The organism is Aeromonas sp. R9-2 (assembly GCF_040908025.1).
Taxonomy (GTDB): domain Bacteria; phylum Pseudomonadota; class Gammaproteobacteria; order Enterobacterales; family Aeromonadaceae; genus Aeromonas; species Aeromonas veronii.
Window position 1 is genome coordinate 58,419 of record NZ_JBFOCX010000013.1, and the last position, 24,408, is coordinate 82,826.

Genomic DNA, 24,408 nt, shown 5'->3' on the forward strand with positions numbered 1-24,408 from the left:
TGATTCTTTATGGATCAATTGGTTGCAGTCAGGGCTGCGCCGGATCCGGTGCGGCAAGGACGGGCTGATCCCTCATTTCGAGGGTATGGCCTGCCTGGCGATAGTGCTTGTAGCGCTCGCGGGCTTGCTGCTTTTGTGTTTCGTCAGTGGGGACAAAATCTACCACTTGAGCGAAGTGTCCTGCAAACAAAGGTGTCGCAGTGGCCAGATTGATGAGGCGGGCGTAGCGCCGTTTCGGTGGCTGATAGCCGATCTCCACCGGGGCCATACCGCTTTCGCCTTGCAGCTGGTGCGGTACGAAGCGCTCCGGCGGCAGCTGCCACAGCAGCTCGTCCAGGCGCAGAGCCTGAGCCTCATCGTCGCAGAACAGGTAGATATGGCCCGCGGCCCACGACTCGGCCGCAAGAGTGCAGGCCAGTCGCTCGACCGCAGAGGCCTGAGCGTCATCCTGTTCGCTCATCAGGTAAAAGGTCACTTGGCTCATCAGGTTGATCCCGTTTTGCTGTGACGGACTGTTGACCGCCTCATGAGGCTGACGGGGCGTTTCCCGTCCGCAGCTCACTGATTCAAGAATGAAACAAGGAAGAGGCGGGCCTCTTCCTTGTGGTTCAGGGTAACGCCAACCCTTCCGATGCACGCATCAGAAGGGATGAAAAAGTTACTCTTTCTCTTCGATATCCACGCCAGCCCGGTTCAGCAGGAACTGGGTCAGCAGGGGCACCGGACGACCGGTGGAGCCTTTATCCTTGCCACTCTTCCAGGCTGTCCCGGCGATATCCAGGTGGGCCCAGTTGTACTTCTTGGTGAAGCGTGACAGGAAGGCGGCTGCGGTGATGGTGCCGGCCGGACGACCGCCGATGTTGGCCATGTCGGCAAACGGGCTGTCGATCTGCTCCTGATACTCGTCAAACAGCGGCAGACGCCAGGCGCGATCACCCGCCTGCTCGGAGGCGTTGAGCAGCTCGTGGGCCAGCGGGTTGTGGTTGGCCAGCAGACCCGAGGTGTGATGGCCCAGCGCGATGACGCAGGCACCGGTCAGGGTCGCCACGTCGATCACGGTTTCCGGATCGAAGCGGTCCACATAGGTCAGCGCATCACACAGCACCAGACGACCTTCCGCATCGGTGTTGAGCACTTCGATGGTCTGGCCGGACATGGAGGTGAGGATGTCACCCGGACGATAGGCGTTGCCACCCGGCATGTTCTCGCAGCCAGCCAGTACGCCGATGACGTTGATCGGCAGTTGCAGCTGGGCCAGCGCATGCATGGTACCGAGCACGGAGGCGGCGCCACCCATGTCGTACTTCATCTCGTCCATGCCGTCGGCCGGTTTGATGGAGATGCCGCCGGAGTCAAAGGTCAGACCCTTGCCGACCAGCACGATGGGCTTGGCATCCGGATGACCCTTGTATTCGATGATGGCCATCATGGCTTCGTTGTCGGAGCCGCGAGCCACCGCCAGATAGGAGTTCATGCCGAGTTCGGCCATCTCCTGCTCGCCCACCACCTTGGTGGTGATGTTGTCGTAGGCATCGGCCAGACGACGGGCCTGGGAGGCCAGATAGGCCGGGTTGCAGACGTTGGGCGGCATGTTCGCTACGTCGCGGCAGACCCGTACACCCTTGGCCACGGCCAGACCGTGAGCGATGGCTTTTTCACCAATGGTCAGTTCCCGACGCGTCGGCACGTTGAATACCAGCTTGCGCAGCGGGCGACGTGGCTCGGCCTTGTTGGTCTTGAACTGATCGAAGCTGTAGAGGCCCGCCTTGGTGGTTTCTACCGCCTGGCGCACCTTCCAATAGGTATCCCGCCCCTTGACGTGCAGCTCGGTGAGGAAGCAGACCGCTTCCATGGAGCCGGTTTCGTTCAGGGTGGTGATGGTCTTGTTGATGATCTGCTTGTACTGGCGTTCGTCGAGTTCCCGCTCCTTGCCGCATCCGACCAGCAGTACGCGCTCGCTGAGCACGCCCGGTACTTGATGCAGCAGCAGCATCTGGCCTGGTTTCCCTTCCAGGTCGCCACGGCGCAGCAGCGAACTGATATAGCCATCGCTGATCTTGTCCAGTTGTTCGGCAACCGGAGAGAGGCGACGAGGCTCAAATACGCCGACTACGACGCAGGCGCTCCGTTGCTTCTCTGGACTGCCACTCTTTACACTGAACTCCATGGAATCTCCTACATCCTAAAGACAAAAGGCACCTTTTATTGAATAATGCGGTGCTTGTTGGGGTATCAGAGGCGGAGCGAACAGCCACAGGCTCCGCAGTTCAAACTGGTAAAAATCCAATATACGGCCCTATTTTTCAGGCATTCGACTAAAAACACAAGTTTACTTGGGAATGACTGTGATCGTTTTCCGATATTTGTTCAGGGAAACCCTGAAAACCCAGCTGGCAGTGTTATTCGTATTGCTGCTTATCTTTGTCAGCCAACAATTTATCAAGATCATCGGTGACGCCGCCGATGGCCAGGTGCCGACACGTCTGGTCTCTACCCTGCTGCTGCTCAACTTGCCCAATATGGCGCTGTTGATGCTGCCAATCAGCCTGTTTTTGGCCATCTTGTTCGCTCACGGACGCCTCTATGCCGAAAGCGAGATGACGGTGATGCATGCGGTTGGTTTCAGCCACCGTTTCGTGATGCGCAGCGCCATGTTGCTAGCCTTGCTGACTGCCGCAGTCGCAGCGTTCAACACCGGCTGGATCGCTCCGCAGGCCAAGGAGCGCGAGTCGCAGGTGATCGACCAGTTCAAAGCCGATCCGGGTATCTCCTTCCTGCAGCCTGGCCGCTTTATGGAGCTCGACAAGGGGCGCCTGGTTGCCTATATCCAGGATTTGAACGACAACGGCTCAAAACTGCAAAAGATCTTCGTGCTGCAGCGGGCGGAGGGGAACAATCCTCCCTCGGTGGTGGTGGCGACCGAAGGGGTGGTGACGGTCGACGAGAACGGTCTGCAGTGGCTGACCCTGATGGATGGCTCCCGCTACGAAGGGAACTTCTCCGGCAAGCAGTTCCAGATCTCCGATTTTCGCGAATATGGTCTGGTGATCCGTCAGCAAGAGATGGAGCGTTCCAACCGCAAGGCGGCGGCCAAGCCGACCATGGAACTGTTCGGTACCCAGGACAACGCCATGATGGCGGAATTGCAGTGGCGTATCTCGCTGCCCCTCTCCATTCCGGTGCTCACCCTGCTGGTGGTACCGCTGGCGCGGGTTAATCCCCGTCAGGGGCGCTACGCCAAGCTGTTGCCGGCCATCATGCTCTATCTCTCCTACTTCCTGCTGCTCAGCGCTGCCCGTTCGGCCATCGACAGCGGTCGGCTGCCCTACTGGCCGGGGATGTTCCTGGTGCCGCTCGGTTACCTGCTGTTTATCGGCCTGCCCCTCAATCTGCAGGGCACCAGCTGGTGGAACGGGGTGAAAGGGCGCTATTTCAACAGAAAATCAGCATGATGCTGCAACATAGGAACTTCTGCTGATGTTTGGCATTCTCGATAGATATATCGGTAGGGTCATCTTTATGTCGATCCTGCTGTGTGAAATCACGCTGGTTGGTCTGGCGGCGCTCATCAAGTATGTGGAGCAGCTCAAGTCGGTCGGTGACGGCAACTACGACATGATCAACGCCCTCTACTATGTGCTGCTCTCCATGCCCAAGGAGGCGGTGCTCTTCTTCCCGCTGGCCGCGCTGCTGGGTGGCCTGATTGGTCTGGGTCAGCTGGCGACCAGCTCCGAGCTGGTGGTGATGCAGGCGGCGGGTCGCTCCAAGATCAGTATCGTGATGGCGGCGCTCAAGACGGCGATCCCGCTGATGATCATGGTGGGGTTGATGGGGGAGTATGTGGCCCCCATCGCCAAGCGGATGGCAGATGACATCAAGGCGGGCGCGCTCTCCGAAGGTCGTCTGACGGTTTCCGCCTACGGGGTGTGGGCTCGCGATGGCAACAACTTCGTCAATATCAACGGGGTGCGTAACGATGGCGCCCTCACCGGCATCACCCTCTATCGCTTCACCCCCGAGCGCAAGCTGATCGACGTGGTGCAGGCGCAGGAGGGGGTGTTTGAGCGTCACCACTGGCTGCTCAAGCAGACCCAGGTTACCCGCTTCGACGATCCCGCGCAGATCCGCAGCGAGCAGCATGACAAGATGGAGTGGAGCTCGGAGTTGACGCCCAAACAGCTGGGGGTGGTGAGTATCGACCCCGAGAACCTCTCGGTCTCCGGTCTGCTCGACTACATCGGCTATCTCGATGCCAACAAGCAGGATGCCGGTCGCTACAAGCTGGAGATGTGGCGCAAATTGCTGTCACCACTCTCGGTGGTGGCGATGATCCTGCTGGCCTCCTCCTTCATCTTTGGCCCGCTACGCTCGGTGAGCATGGGGGCTCGGATGCTGATGGGGATCATGACCGGCTTTGCCGTCTATGTGAGTGATCGGGTGTTTGGCCCCATCAGTCTGGTCTATGCGGTACCGCCGATTCTGGCGGCTATCGCGCCCAGCTTGCTGTTTGGCGGCATCTCCTTCTACATCCTCAGCCGCAAGCAGTAATCCGCACGAGGTTATGAGGAAATGCAAAGAGGGCACCTGTTGGTGCCCTCTTTCGTTATTGCATTGATCCGGGATTACTTGTTCAACAATTCCAGATTTGCCTCTTTGCTCAGCACAATCACTTCGCACTCGGCCCAGATATCCTGGAACGCCCGCGGACGCTGGCGGTTGAACAGGCACATCAGGTTGCCCAGACCAAAGGCGGCAGTGGCGAGACGGATCAGTGCCTGGGTAATACGGATATGGCTGCCATCTTCGTTCTGAATGCGCAGCCGCCAGGCGCGCATGCCGACGGTCTGGCCAGCACGGGTCCAGAACCAGGTGTAGAAACCACAGATGACGAAGGCGAGCCACAGGGTGTAGATCAGGCTCAGGTGGTGGCGGGTCAGCAACCAGACGGTATCTTCACCCGCCGGTACGCTGGCCATGCCGGTGACCAGCAACAGCTTGGCGACACCCATGCCGAGAAAGCCAGCGATGATCAGCAGCGAAGTCACCACCAGCGCATCATAGATGAGGGCGCCGAGGCGACGCAGCAGACCCGCTGACGGGTATGGCTGAGTGGCGGGAGAGGGGGATTTTTGTTGGACTTTTTTAGGCTTGGCCATCGTTTTTATTCCATTAAGATGATGGCGGCATTCTATGTAACTGGCCCCGCATCGGCAAGGCGTTGAATAAATGAACAAACGGGAGTGTTCAATCGAAAAACACCTTGCATGGCATCGCGCCATTCGTATAATCCCTCGCAGTTGCCCGGGTGGCGAAATCGGTAGACGCAGCGGATTCAAAATCCGCCGGTGAATAACCGTGTCGGTTCGAGTCCGACCCCGGGCACCATTATTAAACCCTGTTTGGTCAACAGGTTAACGTAGCTGATGCGGCGTTATGTCTCCTGAGTACTGCGGTTGAAAACCAAAACTTCGTGCAATTTCGTGCAAAGGGTTTCAACCATGGCAAACATTCAAAAAATCACCGGTAAGCGTGGCAGTAGCTATCGCGTCCAGTTCATGAAAAATGGCCGTCGTATCGGTCAAACCTTCAAAACCAAAAAAGCAGCCGAAGCCTTTATGGCACAGCTCATTGTTTACGATGACATGGCCGATGCTTTGACGCACTCCAGCCTTTCCACAATCCTAATTGATTCCGCAATAACGGCATTTCTCGATCAGTACAAAGGCCGTGATCGTTCCATCATCCAACGTCTTGGTTGGTGGGCTGAGCACCTCCAGGGGAAGCCTGTCGGTAAGGTCACGCGCCAACACATCAAGGCTGCCCTAGATGTGCTGACAAAGCGCAAGAAGTCCCCGGCTACACTTAATCGCTACAAGGCAGCTATTTCCAGCTTGTTCGAGTGGTTTAACGAGCAGCACAATACCAAACACAATCCTGCCCGCGAAGTTCGCCAGAAGGCTGAAAACAATGGCTGCACCCGTTTCTTATCTGATGATGAGCTGTCCCGCCTGCTGAAAGCTGCAAGTGTCAGTAAGTGGGAACGCTTGCATCTGCTTATCCACATGGCTATCGCTACCGGCGCTCGTAGGAGTGAGCTGATCAATCTGAAATGGTCAGATCTCGATTTTCAGCGTAAGACGGCGGTCCTGGAGCACACGAAGAATAGTTCGAAGCGTGTTTTGACGCTGACAACAGCTGTTATCCAAGAGTTAATGCCGTTTCGTCAGGTGGGCGACGCTTATCTGTTCCCCCACACTTCTGAGCTGCATGGTCCGTTGGAGCATTTCGATCATCACTGGAAAGCATGCCTTATCGAGGCCGCAATCACCGACTTCCGATTCCACGATTTGCGCCATACTTGCGCCTCCCTGCTTGCCATGAATGGCGCAACCCTGTTGGAGATTGCCAACCACTTGGGACATAAAACTCTTGCGATGGTTATGCGGTACGCCCACCTGTGTTTGTCACATAAGGCAGCCCTGACTGAGCGAGTTTTTGGCAATATTGTGGGTACTCAAAAATGAATAATGAAAATATGAAGCATCTTTCCCAGAAAGTATTGAAAGGTCGTTTATTGTACGGCCATGACCTTAGGGAAGATAACCTACTGCAGTATGAGAGCTGCATGTATAAGAATATAAGGGTTCGTGCAGTACGTTCTAACTTCGACAGCTTGCTCGCAGAAGGTAAAGAACTACCTGACTGGATGAAGGCACTCCACACCAATCGAGCTAGCCGAGGCCTTCATGGGCCGACATATAGCAAGCGTGAGATATGCCCACGAGTGATTGCTATGGTACAGGTCATAGAGGAGCGCTTTGGAAGGATTAATGGGCGTCGCAATAGAAAGCTTCGGAGTGACATAGCTGCGCACCTTGGGTGTACACCACAAACGGTAAGTAACTATCTTCGCAGAAATGGGTATGAAATCGCCATTTTCGTTTTCTATTTTAGGTATGAATATCCCGAAAAGAACACGAGGAGCAACCCTAAAGCTGATCTTTGTGAAATGCTTAACATCCTCGCAACACTAGTAGAAACACCCTTTAAGAAGATCTTTGATAAATTTGACCCAGTAGTTGTTACCTTCTTCTATAGTTTTCATCCGTCGGCTGAGCAGCGTATAAGTACGCCTCGTTCGCGCAAGCTACAAATTACTCAGAGGAAAAAAGAGAAGGATGATCGCGGCCGAACCCTCTTGGACGACCTTAAGTCCGAACAGTTAGAGTTAATGTCTAGAATGGAGTCTCTTAGTAGGCGAATATCACAAGCGGAAGAGCTTCTGCTGGGAAGTTGTTCCGAATAGTAAGTCACTGCATGGAAACCATGAAGCAGAAGAGGCGCCAGTTGCGCCTCATTAACCATATGTATTCCAACCCCAGTTCAACACAGAAGAAGCGGTAACTCCTCAAGGGGGATGAGCTCCGGTGTGTCACCAAAACTCTCGAAAAGTCCCTAACTATTCACCAGAACTATCTTTGATGGCATCAATTCCATTGGAATAGGGTAATCCGTTTTCCAAATAGCCTTTGCATGCATCGTTCTCGGCTCAGCAGACCTTATCCATAGCAATGCAGGGTCACCGTGTTCACTAGAAACATTAGCCGGGAGCAGATGGATTGAATAACCGGGTCATTGCTCATCGCAACCGTAGCTACAGTCTATTGCGTGTGGACTCAGCAGCGCTGGCGCGTATTACTTTCGATGAGACGGTTACTGAACGGTCACCAGTATCCTTCCAACTCAGCACCCCGTGACAGTACAAATTTGTGGGATGGCTAAGTTCGACCTGAAATATGCAAAAACAACAAATTTCATTTTTTTGCGAATGGCTAGCTGGATTGTTGCAATCTGCGTTTGACCAAAACCGCAGTGACTCAAGACAACAAATTTAGGGGGTTAGATGACTAATCGCGAACTTATTGGCATGACGCAGAACCTAGATAACTGGGTTCCGATGAGCCAGCTACCGAACATCTATAAGCAATTTGGCTATTCGACACTGAAGACGCTTTTCTGGAAACGCGCCGAACGCCCCGGCTTGGAAAGGTGCAGCCGTCTGGTGGGGAAGCGTCTGTATGTCAATGTGCCGTTATTCGGCCTGTGGCTGGCGGGTCAATTACCTGAACAGCAGTAGGTGATGGATGACCAAACCCACTGAAACTCAAGCACAGCGCGGCCCCCGTGCCAATGGTGTGCAGAATGTCGTGCAAATGGCGCCCTTCACCAAGTTTTCGGACCTGAAGAGTTTGGGCACCATCGTTATCCATACTGGGCACCAAGCAGACCCGAACGCCGAGAACCGTGAAATCTGGCAGCGTAGCAATAATGTCTCCATCCAATCCGCCGACCCCATCACCGGAGAGCAGGAGCCAGTCCAGAGCCTCTACGTGAGCAATAAGCAATTGGAGGAAGGTGGCAAGTTGTATCAGATGGCTGATGGTGATATGACGACCAAGTTAATCATTCATGTTCGCGGTTCCCTCCCAGTCCAGAAGCTGCAACGGCTGGCCTCCGAGCTGCGCAAGCAGGCACCCAATGCCGCCATCTATCGCGGGCGCAATGGTGACACCGCCGAACCTTGGGACAATTTGGTGAATGCCGTGCTGGCTGCTAATGATGAGGCCCATCAACCCGAGTCATTCCCGTTGGTTGCTGGTTATGCCGGGTTTGATCGGCAATCGGCGTATTTGATCAAGGGGCTGCTGCCCGCTGAGAGCATGTGTTCCATCTACGGCCCGTCCGGCTCGTACAAGTCGTTTGCTGCCGTGTCGCTGGCGTGCCATGTTGCGACCGGCAAGGAGTGGGATGGCCGCCGTGTGGAGGAGGGCGCTGTGCTCTATATCGCTGGTGAGGGTGGCCCAGGTGTGTCACGGCGCATCCGCGCTTGGTGCGACCAGTACAACCGTGGTCAGGATGTGTTCAACTTCTACCGCATTGATATGCCGGTATTCATGGCTGATGGTGCCCAGATCGCCCGCCTGAATGCTGCCGTTAATCAGGTGAAGGAGGCTACCGGTCAGCCCGTGCGGCTCATTGTGGTTGATACGGTGGCTCGCTGCTTTGGTGGTGCCGATGAGAATAGGGCTGCGGATATGGGGGCCTTCATCAACGGTTGCGACACAATCAAGGCGCTGACCAAGGCCGTTATTCTTCTGGTTCACCACACCGGTAAGAACGAGGACAACGGCGCTCGCGGCTCCAGCGCGTTCCGTGCTGCCCTGGATGCTGAATTTCTTCTCAAGCGTGAAGTGACAGACGCCCAAGCGTTCACCTTGCTCTGCACCAAAATGAAGGACGGCGACGAGCCCGGCCGCCGCGCATACGACCTGCGTACCCGTGTCGTTTGCTATGACGACGACAACGACGAGGTAACGAGCTTGGTGGTTATCGCTGATAGTCGCGACCCGGCAGACCCTGATGAACTGGAGGGCGCTGGCAACGTGACCATGAACCACAAGGCGCTGTTTCAAGTCATCCGTACGGCATGCGAAAAGCAGGAAGGGCCAGTCAAGCGGGCAACCATCGTCAAGCAGATGAGGGCTGCGGGCACTTGGCACGAAGCCAACGGCTGGCGCTGGTTCAAGAAGCTGAACGATGAGGGAGTTATCGGTGTCAACGTCAAAGAAAAGACAGTCTGGGTGATGAGGGGCGCCGAGGACTAAAAGTGATGGAGAGGTGATGGTCATCACTGAAAACAACCAGACACCATCACTTTTCTTGCTTATACGAAAAAAGTGATGGTGAAGGGGGTAGATTGACCTGAAACCCGCGCGGTTACTGGGATAAGGCAGCTATCACTTGGTCTGCTTTTTCAGGGGGGAGTGATGGTGAGTAAAAGTGATGACCTAGTGATGGCGAAGTGCAGCTATTGCGCGACAAGGCGCTGTCCTAGGAAAAATTCGAGAAGGAGACCCGGAAGCAGGCAAAGCCCGCTCAAAGTATCATGGTCAAAGGTCCCCCGGAGCCTTTTTCGTTTTTGCACACGTTTTTCCCCGCTGCTGGCCGCAATGCCTTGCTCTGAGTAGCCTCGCGCCAGATACGTAATCCACTGTTCCAGCAAAGGAGGGCTGGCTGATTTATTTCCGCACATCCTAGCAATAATGAGCGTCTTCCCCCTGTAGGGCTGGAACCGGTCTCCCCCCATAGTAAATACTGGTCGCCTATGACCAATTCCCCTATGCAGACAACAGATTATCCAGACTGGCACGGTATCGAACTCGCGTACTGTGCTGGCCGCCAGAGTGTGCGCCAAATAGCGATAGAGCACGGCGTTTCACATACTGCCATTAACAAGCGGGCCAAGACTCACGAATGGTCAAGAGTCACAACACCTGTTAACGCTGCCTCATCTTCAGGTATGCCTACGGCCCCTATAAGTAGCTCTGAACACGTGGATTCTACAACTCAAGTTATGATCCCAGTTTTCACTCCTAAGGTTTCCACTGTGGAAACCAACACGTCGAATTCCAAGTCGGTAACTAGAGGCCGTCGGAGTGCATTCACAAACGAGTTGGGGGAGGCTATATGCAGCGCCATTGCTGATGGGATGAGTCTACGCGCAGTGCTTGCTCGTCCAGGTATGCCGTCCAAATCCATGGTAATGCGCTGGTTGGCTGATGAACGCTACATAGAATTTAGGGACCAGTACGCGTGCGCGCGCGAGGATCTTGCCGACAAACTGGCCGATGAGATCCTCCAGATTGCCGATGACGGTAGCAATGACACCTTCCTCGACGCCAACGGGAACGTAAAAGTTAACCATGATGTGATTGTTCGTGCCCGCCTGCAGATCGATGCTCGTAAATGGCTGGCCTCAAAGCTGGCTCCCAAGAAGTATGGCGATGGGGGGCGGCGAGAAAATACGGGCGTTAACCACGGGAGCATGCAGGTGAAATCCACAGTAACGTTTGTGCATCCACCCAACTGGTACGAAGATAGCGAGGTTTATAAGGATGACTGAATTTTGCAAGATCGAATGAAAGCCCCAAAGCCATCGTGGCAATCTCGTTCGGGACGAAGGGGTCGGAGGTTCGAATCATCTCACACCGACCAAATTCAACAAGCGCTTAGCTTCGGCTAGGCCCTTGTGCTTTTCCTGCCTCCTAGTTCTGTGGGGCATTTTTCTCGATACTCCTTTTCTCGTTCCTTCATCTAAGGTCACTCTCGGTGGTTCACTCAGGGCGGCTTCCTTCCCCCATACCAACGCAATAGATCCGTTCCTGCTCAAGTTTTGGGCTCATATCCTTATCATGCTTCCCCCGTATTCATGAGAACATCTGGGTGAATCCTTGTTTGCATAGGAACGCCCTGTGTCGCCCATCAACAAAGCTACGCTATATCCCGACAAAGCAATGAGGATGCGAATGGTCGAGTCACATTTTGGAGCCAAGCCAGAACAACTAACCAATAGGGTCAACTAGCAGTGAAGACAGTTACAAACTTTCAGCCACGATCTGGTTTGTAAGGGGCGAGATGATGGGCGTTTACCGCGTGAGCGGGCAGAAACGGGGCGTGCGCCCCCATTTTTCCAAGTGAAAATGGTCATTAAACACAAATGAGCATTCGATACACTACCTTTGGCCGGTGTTCTGACCATGATGCCGATGTGAATGACGGTTTGGTGATCGCGTCGATGGTTTCGCCAAGAGACCCATTCAAGCTCAATTTAAGCTTGGCTATCATTTGAGCAACAAACAATAGTGGTTCTGTGAGGTCTTATGTCTGTCCTTGTGCGCTCCTTGATAATTGCAATTGCGTTGGTCGGTGGGATTACAGTGCTTTTACCAGAACGTGATCCTCAGAAACAGTTTGAGAAGGGCATGGCATATGAATATGGTGCAGGTGTGCCACAGAACGATACCCAGGCGGTGGCGTGGTATCGCAAAGCTGCCGAGCAGGGGTATGCCAATGCGCAAGTCGCCTTGGGGATGATGCACTACAAAGGTAAAGGGGTGCCGCAAGATGATGCCCAAGCGCTGGCTTGGTTTCACAAGGCTGCTGAGCGGGGGGATGCCAACGCACAATACAGGCTGTGGAGAATGTACACTTTGGGCGATGGTGTGGTGGAGGACGCAGCCCAAGCGAAGAGCTGGTTACATAAAGCTGCCGAGCAGGGGCATATCGATGCGCAATACAATCTGGGGTGGGCTTACGCCTCCAGAGATGGTTCACTGGCGGCGTACTGGTTCCGCAAAGCGGCTGAGCAGGGGCATGACCACGCGCAATACCAACTTGGGGTAATGTACGCCAACGGCGAAGGAATCAAACGAGACCTTGGTGAGGCGATGACTTGGTTCCGTGAAGCTGCCGAGCAGGGAAATGTTGTCGCACAATACGACCTAGGGGTGATGTACGACAACGGTGAAGGGGGGTTGCAGGACTATGCGCAGGCGCAGAACTGGTATAGCAAAGCTGCTAGGAAGGGGCATGCTGCTTCGCAATTCGCCTTGGGGGTTATGTACGAAAACGGTAAAGGTGTGGCGAAAGATGATACCCAAGCGCTGGCTTGGTATCGCAAAGCCGCCGAGCAGGGGTATGCCAAAGCGCAATTCTCCTTGGGGGTTATGCACGACAAAGGTCAAGGGGTGCCGCAAGACGATGGGCAGGCGCTGGCTTGGTATCACAAGGCTGCTGAGCAGGAGGAGGTCAACGCGCAATACAACTTGGGGATGATGTACTACAACGGCCAAGGGGTGCCGCAAGACTATGGGCAGGCGCTAGCTTGGTACCGCAGAGCTGCCGAGCAAGGGTATTTAGCCGCGCAACACAACCTTGCGTTGATGTACTACAGAGGCCAAGGGGTACCGCAGGACTATGGGCAAGCACTGGCTTGGACCCGCAAGGCTGCCGAGCAGGGAAATGCTGTTGCGCAATACAACCTAGGGGTGATGTATGGCAAAGGTCTGGGCGCGCAACAGGATAACGAGCAGGCATATGCGTGGTTAGCTGTCTCGGTTGCGAATGGAAACACTGAGGCAGTAAAGAATCGCGATATCATAGCGAAGGCTTTAACACCAGACCGGTTTAGGGAGGCGCAAGCCTTAGCCACGCAGTATTTCGAGGCATCTCGGCCTAAATAGGGAAGGCACTGTCTGTCACCGCACATACGGAGCGTTACGGTAAACCGGCGCTCCTTTTTGCTACCTGCTCATTCATGCGGTTCAAAACGTGTACCTTTTGACCCACTCAGCCATCCCTTTCAAACCACTGGCTCAAATCTGTTGTTTTTTCTATGAGCTATATCTACATTTAGAGCCATAGATAATGAGCCAACCAAAAGGGCACATCATGGCGGTGATCGGGTATCTCAGAGTCAGCACCGGCGAGCAGAGCATTGGTGCTCAGCGTCACAGTATTGAGCAGACTCACAAGGTGGAGACCTGGTTTGCTGACGAGGGTGTATCGGGTGCAGTGAAGGCACTACAGCGCCCTGGCTTTGCCGAGTTGTTCAAGTTCATACGCAAGGGAGACACGCTGATCGTTCCTGCGGTAGACCGTCTTGGGCGCAATACCATCGACGTGTTAAATACGGTTGAGGCACTTCAAGGCAAGGGCGTTTCAATCATCAGTCTGCGGGAAGGGTTTGATCTGTCAACGCCGATTGGCAAAGCCATGCTGACAATGTTGGCAGCTGTTGCAGAATTGGAACGTTCAAACATCAGGCTCCGGCAGATGGCAGGGATTGCCAAGGCGAAGGCAGAAGGTAAGGCGCTGGGGCGGGAGAAGACAATTGACGATGCTGCCGTTGCCATTTGGCGCAAAGAGAATTCAGCAAGCATCAAGTTGACGGCTGAACATTTCGGTATCTCGCCCGCTAGTGTGAAGCGCGCATGTCGGTCTGCGTAATTAGCTTGCTGTGCAGGCGTTCACCGGCCCCGCTTGGTGACGCGCAGGCTTGGGCCACACAATATTTCGAGCATTTCCGACCCAAAGAGAATGTCGGCTGGCGTTGTTGACGGAAGCTTTGATGCTCTTGAATGCCAGCCACTGCGAAAGTCGGCAATGTGCCCCAGCCCGAATACCCGTCGTCCAAGCGACATTCCCAGAATCTGCCGTTTGTGGAGTTTCTATACCACCGATCCATGAGCCGATTCAGGATAGCCGGTGCCGGCATGACTCCAATAAGAACCGTATCATCGGGACGTTGGGCGCTTCAGTCTCTAGCACATAGTCCATATCGTCTTTGCATAATTGCAGGCGTCGTGTGGCAAGTGCCAGCAGGAATTCACTTGCAGCACCGCCGCGAGGGCTTTGGCTGGCGAGGATGACCCGCCTAATCAGCCGGCCCATTTCACGACTTTCAGCGACCGTGTCAGCGAAATTGAGCTCGTAGGGATAAGCAGCGCGCAACAGTGAAGCCTGAATGACATCGTCGTTGAATCGGCCGAAGTTGCCGGGCGCAAGAAGCGTCTGCTGGAACCAATTGCTGATGATCCGGCGCTCGCTGGGTACGAAAGCATTCGCACGGAGCCGCTGTAGCACCGAAGAGATCGTGAAGTACACATCCGCCTGCCTGTGTCCGGGCTTTTCCGGCAGGCTTTTTGGCCAGAACACAAATCCTGGCTGGAGACACAGTTGCTGCTGCGCATTAGCCAAGAACAGGTCATCGCCCATAGGCTGGCTCGCAAGACGTAGGCGGTTAATCCGCGACTCTACGACAGGCAACAACTGCTTCGGTACCAGTTTCTTGATTTCCGGATCGATCAGCAACTGGAGCTCGGCGGCCCAAGCATGATTATCGTATGAGGCTGGCAGCACGATCTGGTCGACCGTCAGCAACTGATAGGGAAAGAGGTTGTGCGTCTGGATTAGGCTGTTCTCAAGCCGCTCGCGCTTTGGTTCGCCTGTGGTCTTCGCCATGCCAACTAAGTACATTAGTGGCGCATCGGGCGAGATGCTTCGCAGGTCTCGGCTGATATCGAGCAATGTCCTACCGCTCTCAATGACACTCGCGACAATGACTATTGCTTCGCTTGTTTTGGCAGGAATGTCATCGATATTATCCCGTGCAATCACCAGCGCTGGCGTGGCGAGGTGGGCCGCCACGCGCGTTGCAAGCGCCTGTGACTGTTGGTCGGCGGCGATCACATGCGACAAACGCGCCGGTAGCGATCGGCGCAGAGCATAGTCGAGCTTGTTGCCAAACTCTGCGCTTTGGAGCAGCTTGTCAGCGTTTATGTGGAACAAGCGAGGCATCTTCAAACCGCTACGTCCGAGCCCTACCTCGAATACTTCGGCGCAGGCGTAGCGCCCCATCAGTGCTGAAAGTCCCTTCGGTGCGTCGGCGAGCCCCACAAGCAGCGCATCCTGTTGGGGGCCCGCGAACTCGAACTGATCACCCCGGAGCTTGATAGCGTGTGAGCCTCTTTTGCACATTGGGCAATCCATGGATTCGTTGGCTGAGGGTAAAGTCGTGAATCCGGTGGGGTTCGCCTGGTTGTCTTGAGAGAGGTCACAAACGACCGATGTTGTGCTCGGGTTTTGCCCGAGGTACAGCAAGTGCACAATCCGCTGCGGCTCGACATTCTTCTCGTCGATGAGGCGAGCAGCGAGAGAGCCGCTGGAGGATGCAGAGATCAACACCACTGCGTTATCGTCGCTGTCGAACTCGCATTGATCAAAACCGGCATAGGACGAGAAATTGTCAGCGAGAATCCAACTCGCACCGGAAAATGAGCGACGCTGCTCATTGATTGCGGCGACGACGGCGTATAGCGAGGGAGTATCAAGGTAAGCCTTCATTGCTGAGGGGGCTATGTGAGGCAGGCAGCAGAAACCGATAAATGCGATCTCTGCTCCACGCGCCAATATGTTGGATAACCGTATGAACCGCTCGGTGTGGCGGCCAGAAGGGTTCTCGAAATGATAAGTGGCGTTCGCCTCGACGAAGCCTTGGCGCTCGTTGAAGATAAAGGTGATCCCACGGCGCCGCACATCATCGATGGTCATGCTGGTGGTAGGCATGGTGCCCGCGATGCTGTGGCGTCTACTTTCGCCTCCATTGCAGTCGTAACCGATGAGGGTGACGGTGCTATGGCCGAGCCTACCCAACGTCGAGTGATGAAGCGAATGGCTGGTTAACATTTTCAGCGTGGCCTCAAACGACGGATCGCGCACAATGATCGCAACATCGTCGGGAACGAGATTGGTTTGAATCTCTGCCTCCATCAGACTTGCGAACGCTTCTGGGTCGAGTTGCGGCTCCGCGACGAAGACCATCAACGTATCACGTGTGCAGGCTTCGGATTCTTCGTTCGAACGGTGGAGGTCGAACCTCAAGTGAAACAGTGATTTCACCATCCCCTCCGCAGTGGCAGTAGGACTGTAAGTAGACTTCCAGCTACCGGGGCAAGGACCTCGCCCTCGGGACGGAAGACCTGGAGGGCCTCAGGGCCTTCCCGCTCATTCGTGTCCGAGAAATCTGCATGGATCGATAAGCGTCCTGTTCGCAGTCTCAGAAACCCCTGCTCTTGACGTAGGACCCGCAGCACATGCGGTAACCCCTGTCCAAAGCGCGAGCCTCCCTTGGCGCTGAAGGTTGTAAAGCAGTCCCGGACCGCGGCCTCTTCCTCTTCAATATCGAGCTCAATGAGCTTTTTGCCTGCACGCGTGACAGCAAAGCCTGGTCCAGAATCAAGAATAGATAGCTCGAATAGGTGAGTCTGGGCGGCTCCTTCTGCCGGTTCTAGGGACTGGCAATAGTGAGCGAGCGGGGGATAATCCGCCACGATCTGGGCTAACGTTTCCGGCTTGATAGCATGATGTACGGTCTTGATAGCGCGGATCGACATCGACAGGATATTGCCGAAGGCATCGGACTGACCGTGTTCCTCGGTGTTTTTGAACAACTCAAAGATCATGCCACCTAGGGCATCGGGCATTTGTGGCGCGATCCTGTTCTGGTACGCGTTCGGCACGGTTTGTCGCAAAAGCCACGAGGCCAACGAGGTAAAGGAGTGTCGCGGCCGCAATTGGGAGGCCTGGCCGCTATCGGTCTTGTAGAGGAGATAAGGCGCATTACGCCCAAGGTGATCTGCGCAGATAATTTCCACCGAAGAGCCGCGATAGGCCGCTTTCGGCTTGGCACTCTGTAAAGTTGTTAGGCGAGCAAGCGCTGCATTCCGCACCTGATGAGTTAGATCTCCCGCTTTGCCACCGCCTATGATGGCCCCTGCGCAAAGGGCGCCAGTCAGCCCGGGCAGGCGACGGACTAGCTCCCCGATCTGCTCAGGCGTTTCAACGTAAGTTTTCAGAGTAACGGGAGGTCTCGGCTGGGCCCATGTGACCAGCAATTGGTTCAGGGCCGCCTCGCCGCCGCATCCGAAATGACGCAGGTTCGACGGCAAAATGAAGGGCTCATTCTTGGGCGCGCCGGCAGCTTCACGCAGCGCCCGCTCGATGTTGGCTACACTCGCCTGTGCTGGAATTCGCAACACTGTCTCCTTGAACCCTTCAGCTGAGGCCTGGGCCCAGCAGTTAGGAAATGAATGCAATCAGCTTCAACATTGCCGCAACGGTTGAGGGTCGCTCATCCGATATCTCGTCGACTCTACCGGGATGTTAAAAACATGACGGGAATGTTAATCCGGCAATTGGAGTTGCGATAGCCCCAAATGAGATTTTTCATATGTTCAGTAAACCATCCTTTATGGATGGTCATCGGGATTGGCTCGTTGAGTTGCACGAGGTGAAGGGGTTCTGGGAGGACGATGCCAGGGTGAAGATCAAGGTTGCGGCCAAGCAGCACTGGATGTTCACCTTCGTCGGGGTTCAGCGCAAAGGCGCCCACTGGTCACTGGAGGAATTCTGATGCGACTCGAATATGCGCTGTCGATAGGGGAACCCCGCTCGGCGATGATCCAGGCCATTCAGCCCCGCTCCACCGGACCCTCTCACCTGACGCAGGCCGATGTGCTGGGGCGCTGGGGCTGGTGCAGAAATATGAAGGGGTGGGCCTGGCGCTGATGATGGCCCGCTACACCAAGGAAAAAGCCAGCCACCACAAGGCGGTGATCGGAGTGATGGCTCAGTGCAGCAAGCTGGCGCCCAAGTATGTGGGGGTCATCAAGGAGCGCGGCTAGGGGATGGCCTTGAAGGCGATCGCCGCGCTGGCGGTGCAACACTACTGCCGCACGGTGGATACCCCGGGGGCAGCCTGTCACCCGCAGTTCTGCCGGGGGAGGGGCGTGATCCGCGATCTGGAGCTGAGCCACCTGCACGGTAAGGCCGTCGACAAGGTGTGCCCGCGCTGCGGCGGTACCGGGCAGCGTCCCATCCCCGGAACCCTGGTGTGTCGCGCCATCGAACCGCTGCTGGGGACGCTTAGCCGCGGGAAATGGGAGCGGCAGTGGTACCCGCTTTATCAAGCAGTGTTGGCCTGGTGTCATGTTCAGGAGAGCGAGGTGTAGGCGTTCTACAAGCGTGTGACGGCGACATGATCTGAGCATGTTCGCAGGGTTAAAATTTGAAAAAAATCAGTCTTGTGTGGGGGGGGGTACTGGACAAGATGGTTTCCGAATCGGACACTGTAAAAAATTGTGTCTAAAGAGCATCATTTTTGATGCATAGAAAAGCAATAGTTCGGTGCAGTTTTCCGCACTCTAAAACTCAACTTAAGGTTGAAAAGTGATTAATAGAACTGTATTATCTTTTACAGATAATCTTTACGCATACAGACGTAAAAAAGGGAAGCTAAGCTTCCCCAAAACTAGATGCGATTTAGTGATTAAAAATCACTAAAAAAATCTTTAAGAAAATCAACGAAAGCATCGATGGGGTTAGTGTCCGGCAAGACGTAGTTCAACCCCATCTTCATTTTGTTGATGAAAAAGTTAATGACGAGTTGCCGCCCAAGTGAGCGGGCAAAGTCACGAACGAAATTTTTTGGCTTTTGGTTCTCATTTGAATCGTTATTTTTTTTGCTGCAGACGCAGCCCTTCTGTTTTTTGAGCATATATAGCTCTCCTCTTTTGTTGATTTAGTTACTCATCTAAAGCCCCTCGTTGGGTTTGTTTAGCTTGATGATTAGCACGTGCCAAATAAAAAGCGCGGCTAAATGTCATTATAGCACATTTTTTAGAAAATTCAATTATTTCATTGACTTTTCCTCATGTTTTTTCCGTTATGCCCTCGCAGAGGGAAGCTCCATGATACAGGTGGTATAGCGGGGGCTTAGTTGCTCTCGCTTCATTGTCCACTCCGTAGAGTCCCGGCCCCGGGCTGCAAAGTAGACCTTCCCCAACCTTCCCTGATTAATCAGGTCAATCACCTTCATCAGTGCCTCGCTGCGGGGATCCTGCTGCCGGTCAGCGAACAGGTCTCCCTGGTGCATGCTGGTCGGGGTGAAGTCAGTCAGCATCACGCCTCCCTTCATATAGCGGACATCATCCCGCCAGATACGGCGCAGCAGCGGTTCAACCAGGGCAAGCAGGTCCCGGGTGTCTGAGGTGGGGAGCTGCAGCTTGGTCGATACTTGGTTGCTGTAATAGGTCTCTCGCTCCGAGAAGGGGCTGCTCCTTATAAAGAGGGTGACGAGTCGGCAGCACATGCCCTCCGCTCTGAGCTTTTCTGCGGCCCGCTCCATGTAGCCGGCCAGCGCCTGCTGTATAGGGCCAAACGCGGTGATGCGTTCACCAAAGCTCCGGCTGCAGATGATCTGCTGCTTGGCCTGGGCCATCGGTTCCAGCTCGGCACAGGGGAGCCCCTGTAGCTCCTGCACGGTGCGTTCGACGACGACCCCATACTGTCTGCGCAGGCTCTTGGGGTCGGCCGCCACCAGATCCGCCACTGTGTTGATGCCCTGTTTGTTGAGCTTGGCGGTCAGCTTGCGCCCTATCCCCCAGACTTCCTCAACCGGGATGATGGCCATCAGCCTGGCGCGGCGCCCCTCATCACGCAGATCCACCACGCCGCCGGTGGCAGGCCACTTCTTGGCGGCGTAGTTCTCAAGCTTGGCTAGGGTCTTGGTCGGCGCAATGCCCACTCCGACGGTAAGACCGGTCCACTGCTGCACCCGTTCGCGGATCTGGCGACGACACAGCCATCGTTGTTGGAGAGCACCACGATCGGCACCCCCTTGAGGTCGGGGCGAAACAAGCGCTCGCAGGAGGCATAGAAGTTGTTCACGTCGACCAGGGCAATGGCGGTTGGCATGGCTACCCTCGCCGGGTTTTGTGCAGGACGAAGGTGACGACGCCGAAGATATCCAGCTCCTGCCCTTCTTGCAGAATGATGGGGGAGAAATCCGGGTTGGACGGTAGTAGCGCGGGTGGGGCGGACTGCAAGATTTTGACGGTGAACTCACCATCCAGACAGGCCAGCACGATATCGCCATGGCGAGCTGTGACGGCGCGGTCGATGATCAGCATGGCCGACGGCATGCCCTTCGCGGTGGCCGGCACCTGGCGGGCATGGCAGGAGGAGCAGGGCTACACCTTCAGCTTCTCCCAGCTCACTATCAATGCCGACACCCACCCACTGCTGCGGCGAATGCACAAGCCCGGAGACGAGAAGCGTAGCCTGGTCATCGTGTCACCGGATGACTACGACACCTGGCTGGGGTGCAAGGACCCTGAACTGGCGCGAACCTACCTGGTACAGCAGCATGCTGAGCGGTTGATGGGAGGGCCGATGCCACTTGTACGCCGAGGCTGACGTTAGCCCAGTGTTAGCCCGTCTCAAAAATGAATAAGGATCGCATCGCTGCGAGTCTTGCTACATATGGTGCCGGAAACAGGAGTCGAGCCTGCGACCTTCGCATTACGAAGAGACCGGCCCGACTACCCATAAAACTCATAGTGAATCGCCCCCGGGTTGCCAAGCATCCAATCCATGGCTGTGAGTCACGAATTTAACTTAGAAGTGCGACACCAGCCTATGCGGTCGGACGATACTCATCGAATACCTTGTCAGGTTGTCTAAACCTGAGACATTTCCGAGGCCACCAGTTGAGCAATTGCTCCGCTCGTCTAACCTCTTCATCCGTCCTCTCTCGCTGGTCTGCTCACTTTGGCATGAACACGTGCTTGGTCTTTGATTTGATATGCTGGGAACCCAATTCGGGCCTCTGTTTTGCCTGCCGTTTTCGTGCAATTTCGTGTAATTCAGTGCAAACCACCAGAAACTGTACGCAACCAAAAATAACCAAACAGCCTTGAATCAATGGTTTATAACTACCATAATTTAATCTCAACCGTTGTTTAGGGATTCAAAATCCGCCGGTGAATAACCGTGTCGGTTCGAGTCCGACCCCGCCATCAAATTCATGACAAAAGGCCATCAGCAATGATGGCCTTTTGTTTTTTAGCGTTCCTGCACATTGGAGCGTTACTGTTGAGCTGGCAGTACTTCCCGTTACCTCTTGGTATCCCTTCTCTTTTCCCTCTCTCCGTTATTTCTTTTTCTTGATATAGCCGCTGACGGCATCGCCGCCAGCGGCCTGTCTCTATTGCGGTTTTCTCTCCAAACCTTGCTGCATCAGAACATGGTTGCCGCACTATCCCCGCAGGGCAAACAGCAGGGTACCGAGGGTGCCAACCAGTGTCAGCACGATGATGGCTCTGGGTGTGCCGTGCAGCTTGGTCCACATAAACAGGCTGGTGAGGGCCAGCAGCAGCAGGGCCAGGGCGGCGATATCGCCAAACAGCTGCCAGCCGAGGCCGGTACCCATGCCGCGATGCAGCCGGTTGAGGCTGGCGGCAAAGTTGGCTTGCTGCAGGTCGGTACGTACCAGCAGGGTACCCTCGACATAGCTGGCGGCCACGCTCTGGCTGAGGGTGACGCCGCGCATCTCCCACTTGGCGGGCAGGGTGAGCGGGCCGTTCGGGGTGGGCAGGGTCTGGGCCGGGGTGATCATGGTTCGCCCGTCGGCAAAGGTATCGGGATAGCGCTGTTGCAGCAGGCTTTTCAGCTGCTCCGGGCTGGCGAGTGGCGCCTCCAGCATTATCTCTTCACTCGATTTGTCGGTGTGGGGGCCGGGGATGGGCAACACGGCACGGTGTTGCAGCCAGAGACCGGTGATGCCGTACATCAGCATCAGGGCGAGGGTAAAAAAACCGGCCCAGGCATGGAGGCGGCGTACCCATTTGTTGTTGTGAAGGGGAACTCTTCTGCGTTTCATCGTGGTTGCTTCATAAAAAAACTGGCCAGCAAGGGCTGGCCAGTCGGGGTGGTTGTCACAGAGATCAGAAGCGGTAGGTTCCGGTCAGACTCAGCTGACGGGGCGTACCCGGCATGATCTGGTTGGCACTGGTAGCGCTGACGAAGTACTCGTGGTCGGTCAGGTTTTCGGCGCTCAGCTCGGCTTCCCACTGCTGCCAGCGATAACCGGCGCGCGCATCGAAGCGGGCGTAACCGGGCAGTGTGGTGGTGTTGGCGTTGTCGGCAAAGCGATCGCCCACCGCCGTCACGCCGGTTTCGCCGAACCAGCCCTGCTCGCCACTCTTGTAGCCGAGATAGAGCTGGCCATTCTGACGGGAGACGTTCATCGGGCGCTTGCCCTGCAGATCCGCATCCGCCTTGACCTGCTCGGCATCCTGAATGGCGAAGCCGCCACGCAGGTAGATCTCGTCGGTCAGCTCGGCGCGGGCGCTCAGCTCGACTCCCTCGGTACGCTGCAGGCCGGTGAGGATCACCTTGGTGGGATCCAGAGGATCCTTGGTGCGCTTGTTGTACATCTCCAGTCGATAGAGGGAGAGAGTGGTCGCCAGCTTGCCGTTCAGCCAGTCACTCTTCACACCACCTTCGTAGAGGCGGGTGTGCTGGGGTTCCAGCCCGTTGTTCTTGTCACCCGGGGTGATGCCGATCAGCTCGCCGCCCACCGGAGTGAAGGTCTTGCTGTAGGAGGTGTAGAAGGCGTGATCCTCGAGGGGGTTCCACACCAGACCGAGGCGCGGGCTCAGGCTGTTGACCGAGACGCTCTCCTCCTTGTTGAGGTCGTAGCGGCGACTGGTGACGGTGAAGTCGTCACGGCGCAGCCCGCCAACCAGATGCCAGTCACCCAGGCTGAGCTGATCCTGCAGATAGAGGCCATTGCCGCGCACCTTGTGTTTGGCGTCGCTGGAGAGCTTCATGGCGCCATTGTAGGTAGGCAGTGAGCCCGGGTCGTAGAGATTGCCAGACGGGATGGCGGTGGCGTTCTGGTAGAGCTTGGGTGTGCGCTCCTGCCAGTTCTGCTCGAAGCCAACCAGCAGGCGATGTTCCACCGGGCCGGTCTGGAACAGACCCTCGGCCTCGGTGTTGCTGATCAGGTTCTTCGCTTTCAGATCCTGTTGCCAGCGGGAGCGGGTCACCTTATCCCCTTTGACGCTGGTGACATAGGTGTTGTCAAACTGGCTGTCGAGGGTGGAGTAACCGAGCTGCTGGCGCAACTGCCACTGATCGTTGATATCCCAGGAGAGGCGGGAGCGGGTGGATTGCGCCACGTCATCAATGAAGTCGCGGCTGGTATCGCTGTAAACATACTCTCGCGGCACATCGGCCGGACGGCCATTGACCCCGGGAATGCCGCGATCCGGGGTGCGGTCATGTTCGTTGCGCTCGTACTGCACCAGCCAGTTGAGGTTGTCGCTGATCTCCCAGTTGGCGGAAGGGGCCAGCAGAGTGCGCTTGCTCTTCACGCCGTTGCGGAAGCTATCTTTGTCCTCTTGCGCCATGTTGAGGCGCAGTTGCACCTGCTCACTCGCCTCGCCATTGAGGTCGGCGGCCAGCCGCTGGCTGTCAAAACTGCCGACCCGGGCGGTGACGCTGGACTCCTGCCCTTTCTGCGGCTTCTTGCTGACCCGGTTGACGATGCCCCCCGTGCTGCCACGGCCGTAGAGTACGGCAGCCGGGCCCTTGAGCACTTCCACCCGCTCGATGTTGCCGAGATCCCGGGTGTACTGCATGTCGTCGCGGAACCCGTCGAGATAGAAGTCGTTGCTGGCGCTGAAGCCGCGGATATTGACTCCATCGAAGCGGGTATCACCGCTGGCGTTGACCCCGGGAATACCGCTCAGGGCTTCGCTCAGCGTCGGTTGGCCGAAGGCGGTCAGCTCGCTGACCTTGACGCTGTCGATGGTCTGGGGAACCAGCTTGGCTGGCGTATTGGTACGGGTTGCGGTGGCAACTTCCTGATGTTGGGAGCGTTTGCCAACCACTGTCATGGTTTCATCGGCGGCTTGGGCAGTGAAGCCGGTGCCCAGCAGTGCCAGCGAGACCAGCGTTCTGCGAAAGTGAGGGTGCTGCATATTCAATATTGACTCTTTGGATGTCGACCTGACGGCTCGAACATATTGATTTAATTATAATTAGCCTGACCCGCCAAAGCGGGATGCCAATGATATTGATTTTCATTTGTCTGGCAAGGTGAAAATGGAGGGGAGCATTGGGGACTGGTTGTGCGGTCGGGGGTGCTCGGCTGAAAAGCAG

At 55.8% G+C, this 24,408-nt stretch carries 22 protein-coding genes, 1 tRNA gene and 2 pseudogenes; 14 read left to right on the plus strand and 11 right to left on the minus strand.

Annotated features, from left to right (window positions below; all coding sequences use genetic code 11):
- Window positions 1–28: 28 nt before the first annotated feature.
- Window positions 29–484: a DNA polymerase III subunit chi gene (locus AB5Y71_RS03640; protein WP_201990634.1), complete on the minus strand. Its 456-nt coding sequence runs from the start codon at window positions 482–484 to the stop codon at window positions 29–31.
- A 174-nt stretch (window positions 485–658) separates the two neighbouring features.
- On the minus strand, window positions 659–2,167 hold the full coding sequence (gene pepA, locus AB5Y71_RS03645) for a leucyl aminopeptidase (protein ID WP_005336423.1): 1,509 nt from the start codon (window positions 2,165–2,167) through the stop codon (window positions 659–661).
- Between the two features lie 172 nt (window positions 2,168–2,339).
- Between pepA and lptF the strand changes: the two genes are divergently transcribed.
- Both lptF and lptG read left to right on the plus strand, forming a co-directional pair.
- Window positions 2,340–3,452 (plus strand): LPS export ABC transporter permease LptF, encoded by a 1,113-nt coding sequence (lptF, locus tag AB5Y71_RS03650; protein WP_162506282.1) that lies wholly within the window; start codon window positions 2,340–2,342, stop codon window positions 3,450–3,452.
- A 25-nt stretch (window positions 3,453–3,477) separates the two neighbouring features.
- Complete coding sequence (gene lptG / locus AB5Y71_RS03655; RefSeq protein WP_021231808.1) at window positions 3,478–4,548, plus strand: LPS export ABC transporter permease LptG; 1,071 nt, start codon at window positions 3,478–3,480, stop codon at window positions 4,546–4,548.
- A 74-nt stretch (window positions 4,549–4,622) separates the two neighbouring features.
- Here lptG and AB5Y71_RS03660 read toward each other — a convergent pair whose 3' ends face one another.
- Window positions 4,623–5,156: an RDD family protein gene (locus AB5Y71_RS03660; protein WP_368171021.1), complete on the minus strand. Its 534-nt coding sequence runs from the start codon at window positions 5,154–5,156 to the stop codon at window positions 4,623–4,625.
- 143 nt (window positions 5,157–5,299) lie between these two features.
- Here AB5Y71_RS03660 and AB5Y71_RS03665 point away from each other — a divergent pair.
- The 8 genes from AB5Y71_RS03665 to AB5Y71_RS03700 all read left to right on the plus strand — a co-directional run bounded on the left by AB5Y71_RS03665 (window position 5,300) and on the right by AB5Y71_RS03700 (window position 13,848).
- A tRNA-Leu gene (locus AB5Y71_RS03665) sits at window positions 5,300–5,385 on the plus strand.
- 113 nt (window positions 5,386–5,498) lie between these two features.
- Window positions 5,499–6,524 carry a tyrosine-type recombinase/integrase gene (locus tag AB5Y71_RS03670; RefSeq protein WP_368171022.1) on the plus strand — a complete coding sequence of 342 codons (1,026 nt, stop codon included), beginning with the start codon at window positions 5,499–5,501 and terminating at the stop codon, window positions 6,522–6,524.
- Window positions 6,521–7,306 (plus strand): hypothetical protein, encoded by a 786-nt coding sequence (locus AB5Y71_RS03675; RefSeq protein ID WP_368171023.1) that lies wholly within the window; start codon window positions 6,521–6,523, stop codon window positions 7,304–7,306. The genes AB5Y71_RS03670 and AB5Y71_RS03675 overlap by 4 nt, the downstream gene beginning before the upstream one ends.
- 597 nt (window positions 7,307–7,903) lie before the next feature.
- The gene (locus AB5Y71_RS03680) at window positions 7,904–8,137 is read left to right on the plus strand and encodes a hypothetical protein (protein ID WP_136501644.1); all 234 of its coding nucleotides are present in this window, start codon (window positions 7,904–7,906) and stop codon (window positions 8,135–8,137) included.
- Between the two features lie 7 nt (window positions 8,138–8,144).
- Window positions 8,145–9,665, plus strand: a complete 1,521-nt coding sequence (locus AB5Y71_RS03685; protein WP_368171024.1) for a helicase RepA family protein — start codon at window positions 8,145–8,147, stop codon at window positions 9,663–9,665.
- Between the two features lie 749 nt (window positions 9,666–10,414).
- Window positions 10,415–10,963, plus strand: coding sequence for a terminase (locus tag AB5Y71_RS03690; RefSeq protein WP_368171106.1), 549 nt, complete (start codon window positions 10,415–10,417; stop codon window positions 10,961–10,963).
- A 757-nt stretch (window positions 10,964–11,720) separates the two neighbouring features.
- Window positions 11,721–13,082 (plus strand): SEL1-like repeat protein, encoded by a 1,362-nt coding sequence (locus tag AB5Y71_RS03695; RefSeq protein ID WP_368171025.1) that lies wholly within the window; start codon window positions 11,721–11,723, stop codon window positions 13,080–13,082.
- A gap of 184 nt (window positions 13,083–13,266) precedes the next feature.
- Entirely contained in the window at window positions 13,267–13,848 is a 582-nt protein-coding gene (locus AB5Y71_RS03700; protein ID WP_368171026.1) for a recombinase family protein, read from the plus strand.
- 246 nt (window positions 13,849–14,094) lie between these two features.
- On the opposite strand, the gene AB5Y71_RS03705 is transcribed toward AB5Y71_RS03700, so the two are convergent.
- Window positions 14,095–16,302: a hypothetical protein gene (locus AB5Y71_RS03705; RefSeq protein ID WP_368171027.1), complete on the minus strand. Its 2,208-nt coding sequence runs from the start codon at window positions 16,300–16,302 to the stop codon at window positions 14,095–14,097.
- Window positions 16,296–17,435: a hypothetical protein gene (locus AB5Y71_RS03710; protein ID WP_368171028.1), complete on the minus strand. Its 1,140-nt coding sequence runs from the start codon at window positions 17,433–17,435 to the stop codon at window positions 16,296–16,298. Before AB5Y71_RS03710 ends, AB5Y71_RS03705 begins: the two co-directional genes overlap by 7 nt.
- A 194-nt stretch (window positions 17,436–17,629) precedes the next feature.
- On the opposite strand from AB5Y71_RS03710, the gene AB5Y71_RS03715 reads away from it, so the two are divergent.
- The 3 genes from AB5Y71_RS03715 to AB5Y71_RS03725 all read left to right on the plus strand — a co-directional run bounded on the left by AB5Y71_RS03715 (window position 17,630) and on the right by AB5Y71_RS03725 (window position 18,410).
- Window positions 17,630–17,812, plus strand: a complete 183-nt coding sequence (locus AB5Y71_RS03715) for a hypothetical protein (protein WP_368171029.1) — start codon at window positions 17,630–17,632, stop codon at window positions 17,810–17,812.
- A gap of 121 nt (window positions 17,813–17,933) precedes the next feature.
- A complete protein-coding gene (locus AB5Y71_RS03720) occupies window positions 17,934–18,083 on the plus strand; it encodes a hypothetical protein (RefSeq protein WP_368171030.1) in 150 nt (49 codons plus the stop codon).
- A gap of 3 nt (window positions 18,084–18,086) precedes the next feature.
- On the plus strand, window positions 18,087–18,410 hold the full coding sequence (locus AB5Y71_RS03725; RefSeq protein ID WP_368171031.1) for a hypothetical protein: 324 nt from the start codon (window positions 18,087–18,089) through the stop codon (window positions 18,408–18,410).
- A 317-nt stretch (window positions 18,411–18,727) separates the two neighbouring features.
- Here the strand turns inward: AB5Y71_RS03725 and AB5Y71_RS03730 are convergent, their stop codons facing one another.
- The 3 genes and pseudogenes from AB5Y71_RS03730 to AB5Y71_RS03740 form a co-directional block, all read right to left on the minus strand.
- Window positions 18,728–18,955, minus strand: coding sequence for a hypothetical protein (locus tag AB5Y71_RS03730; protein WP_368171032.1), 228 nt, complete (start codon window positions 18,953–18,955; stop codon window positions 18,728–18,730).
- A 168-nt stretch (window positions 18,956–19,123) separates the two neighbouring features.
- Window positions 19,124–20,154, minus strand: a pseudogene (locus AB5Y71_RS03735) (DUF4113 domain-containing protein).
- 2 nt (window positions 20,155–20,156) lie between these two features.
- On the minus strand, window positions 20,157–20,369 hold the full coding sequence (locus AB5Y71_RS03740) for a S24 family peptidase (RefSeq protein WP_368171033.1): 213 nt from the start codon (window positions 20,367–20,369) through the stop codon (window positions 20,157–20,159).
- Between AB5Y71_RS03740 and AB5Y71_RS03745 the strand changes: the two genes are divergently transcribed.
- Window positions 20,359–20,655 carry an SOS response-associated peptidase family protein gene (locus tag AB5Y71_RS03745; protein WP_368171034.1) on the plus strand — a complete coding sequence of 99 codons (297 nt, stop codon included), beginning with the start codon at window positions 20,359–20,361 and terminating at the stop codon, window positions 20,653–20,655. The genes AB5Y71_RS03740 and AB5Y71_RS03745 overlap by 11 nt on opposite strands.
- Before the next feature lie 220 nt (window positions 20,656–20,875).
- On the opposite strand, the pseudogene AB5Y71_RS03750 reads toward AB5Y71_RS03745, so the two are convergent.
- The 3 genes and pseudogenes from AB5Y71_RS03750 to AB5Y71_RS03760 form a co-directional block, all read right to left on the minus strand.
- Window positions 20,876–21,019, minus strand: a pseudogene (locus AB5Y71_RS03750) (IS30 family transposase); the annotation flags it as partial.
- Window positions 21,020–21,496: 477 nt separating this feature from the next.
- A complete protein-coding gene (locus AB5Y71_RS03755) occupies window positions 21,497–22,120 on the minus strand; it encodes a PepSY-associated TM helix domain-containing protein (RefSeq protein WP_368171035.1) in 624 nt (207 codons plus the stop codon).
- 64 nt (window positions 22,121–22,184) lie between these two features.
- Window positions 22,185–24,227, minus strand: a complete 2,043-nt coding sequence (locus AB5Y71_RS03760; RefSeq protein WP_368171036.1) for a TonB-dependent receptor — start codon at window positions 24,225–24,227, stop codon at window positions 22,185–22,187.
- Window positions 24,228–24,408: the final 181 nt, after the last annotated feature.

Bases quoted from the DNA above. Each gene is read 5' to 3' on its own strand.
- AB5Y71_RS03715 (WP_368171029.1), top strand. From the start codon at position 17,630: ATGTTCAGTAAACCATCCTTTATGGATGGTCATCGGGATTGGCTCGTT.
- AB5Y71_RS03680 (WP_136501644.1), top strand. From the start codon at position 7,904: ATGACTAATCGCGAACTTATTGGCATGACGCAGAACCTAGATAACTGG.
- AB5Y71_RS03695 (WP_368171025.1), top strand. From the start codon at position 11,721: ATGTCTGTCCTTGTGCGCTCCTTGATAATTGCAATTGCGTTGGTCGGT.
- AB5Y71_RS03660 (WP_368171021.1), bottom strand. From the start codon at position 5,156: ATGGCCAAGCCTAAAAAAGTCCAACAAAAATCCCCCTCTCCCGCCACT.
- AB5Y71_RS03740 (WP_368171033.1), bottom strand. From the start codon at position 20,369: ATGCTGATCATCGACCGCGCCGTCACAGCTCGCCATGGCGATATCGTG.
- lptF (WP_162506282.1), top strand. From the start codon at position 2,340: ATGACTGTGATCGTTTTCCGATATTTGTTCAGGGAAACCCTGAAAACC.
- AB5Y71_RS03745 (WP_368171034.1), top strand. From the start codon at position 20,359: ATGATCAGCATGGCCGACGGCATGCCCTTCGCGGTGGCCGGCACCTGG.
- AB5Y71_RS03760 (WP_368171036.1), bottom strand. From the start codon at position 24,227: ATGCAGCACCCTCACTTTCGCAGAACGCTGGTCTCGCTGGCACTGCTG.
- AB5Y71_RS03700 (WP_368171026.1), top strand. From the start codon at position 13,267: ATGAGCCAACCAAAAGGGCACATCATGGCGGTGATCGGGTATCTCAGA.
- pepA (WP_005336423.1), bottom strand. From the start codon at position 2,167: ATGGAGTTCAGTGTAAAGAGTGGCAGTCCAGAGAAGCAACGGAGCGCC.
- AB5Y71_RS03675 (WP_368171023.1), top strand. From the start codon at position 6,521: ATGAATAATGAAAATATGAAGCATCTTTCCCAGAAAGTATTGAAAGGT.
- AB5Y71_RS03755 (WP_368171035.1), bottom strand. From the start codon at position 22,120: ATGAAACGCAGAAGAGTTCCCCTTCACAACAACAAATGGGTACGCCGC.
- lptG (WP_021231808.1), top strand. From the start codon at position 3,478: ATGTTTGGCATTCTCGATAGATATATCGGTAGGGTCATCTTTATGTCG.
- AB5Y71_RS03730 (WP_368171032.1), bottom strand. From the start codon at position 18,955: ATGCTCAAAAAACAGAAGGGCTGCGTCTGCAGCAAAAAAAATAACGAT.
- AB5Y71_RS03690 (WP_368171106.1), top strand. From the start codon at position 10,415: ATGATCCCAGTTTTCACTCCTAAGGTTTCCACTGTGGAAACCAACACG.
- AB5Y71_RS03685 (WP_368171024.1), top strand. From the start codon at position 8,145: ATGACCAAACCCACTGAAACTCAAGCACAGCGCGGCCCCCGTGCCAAT.
- AB5Y71_RS03670 (WP_368171022.1), top strand. From the start codon at position 5,499: ATGGCAAACATTCAAAAAATCACCGGTAAGCGTGGCAGTAGCTATCGC.
- AB5Y71_RS03725 (WP_368171031.1), top strand. From the start codon at position 18,087: ATGGCCTTGAAGGCGATCGCCGCGCTGGCGGTGCAACACTACTGCCGC.
- AB5Y71_RS03640 (WP_201990634.1), bottom strand. From the start codon at position 484: ATGAGCCAAGTGACCTTTTACCTGATGAGCGAACAGGATGACGCTCAG.
- AB5Y71_RS03705 (WP_368171027.1), bottom strand. From the start codon at position 16,302: ATGGTGAAATCACTGTTTCACTTGAGGTTCGACCTCCACCGTTCGAAC.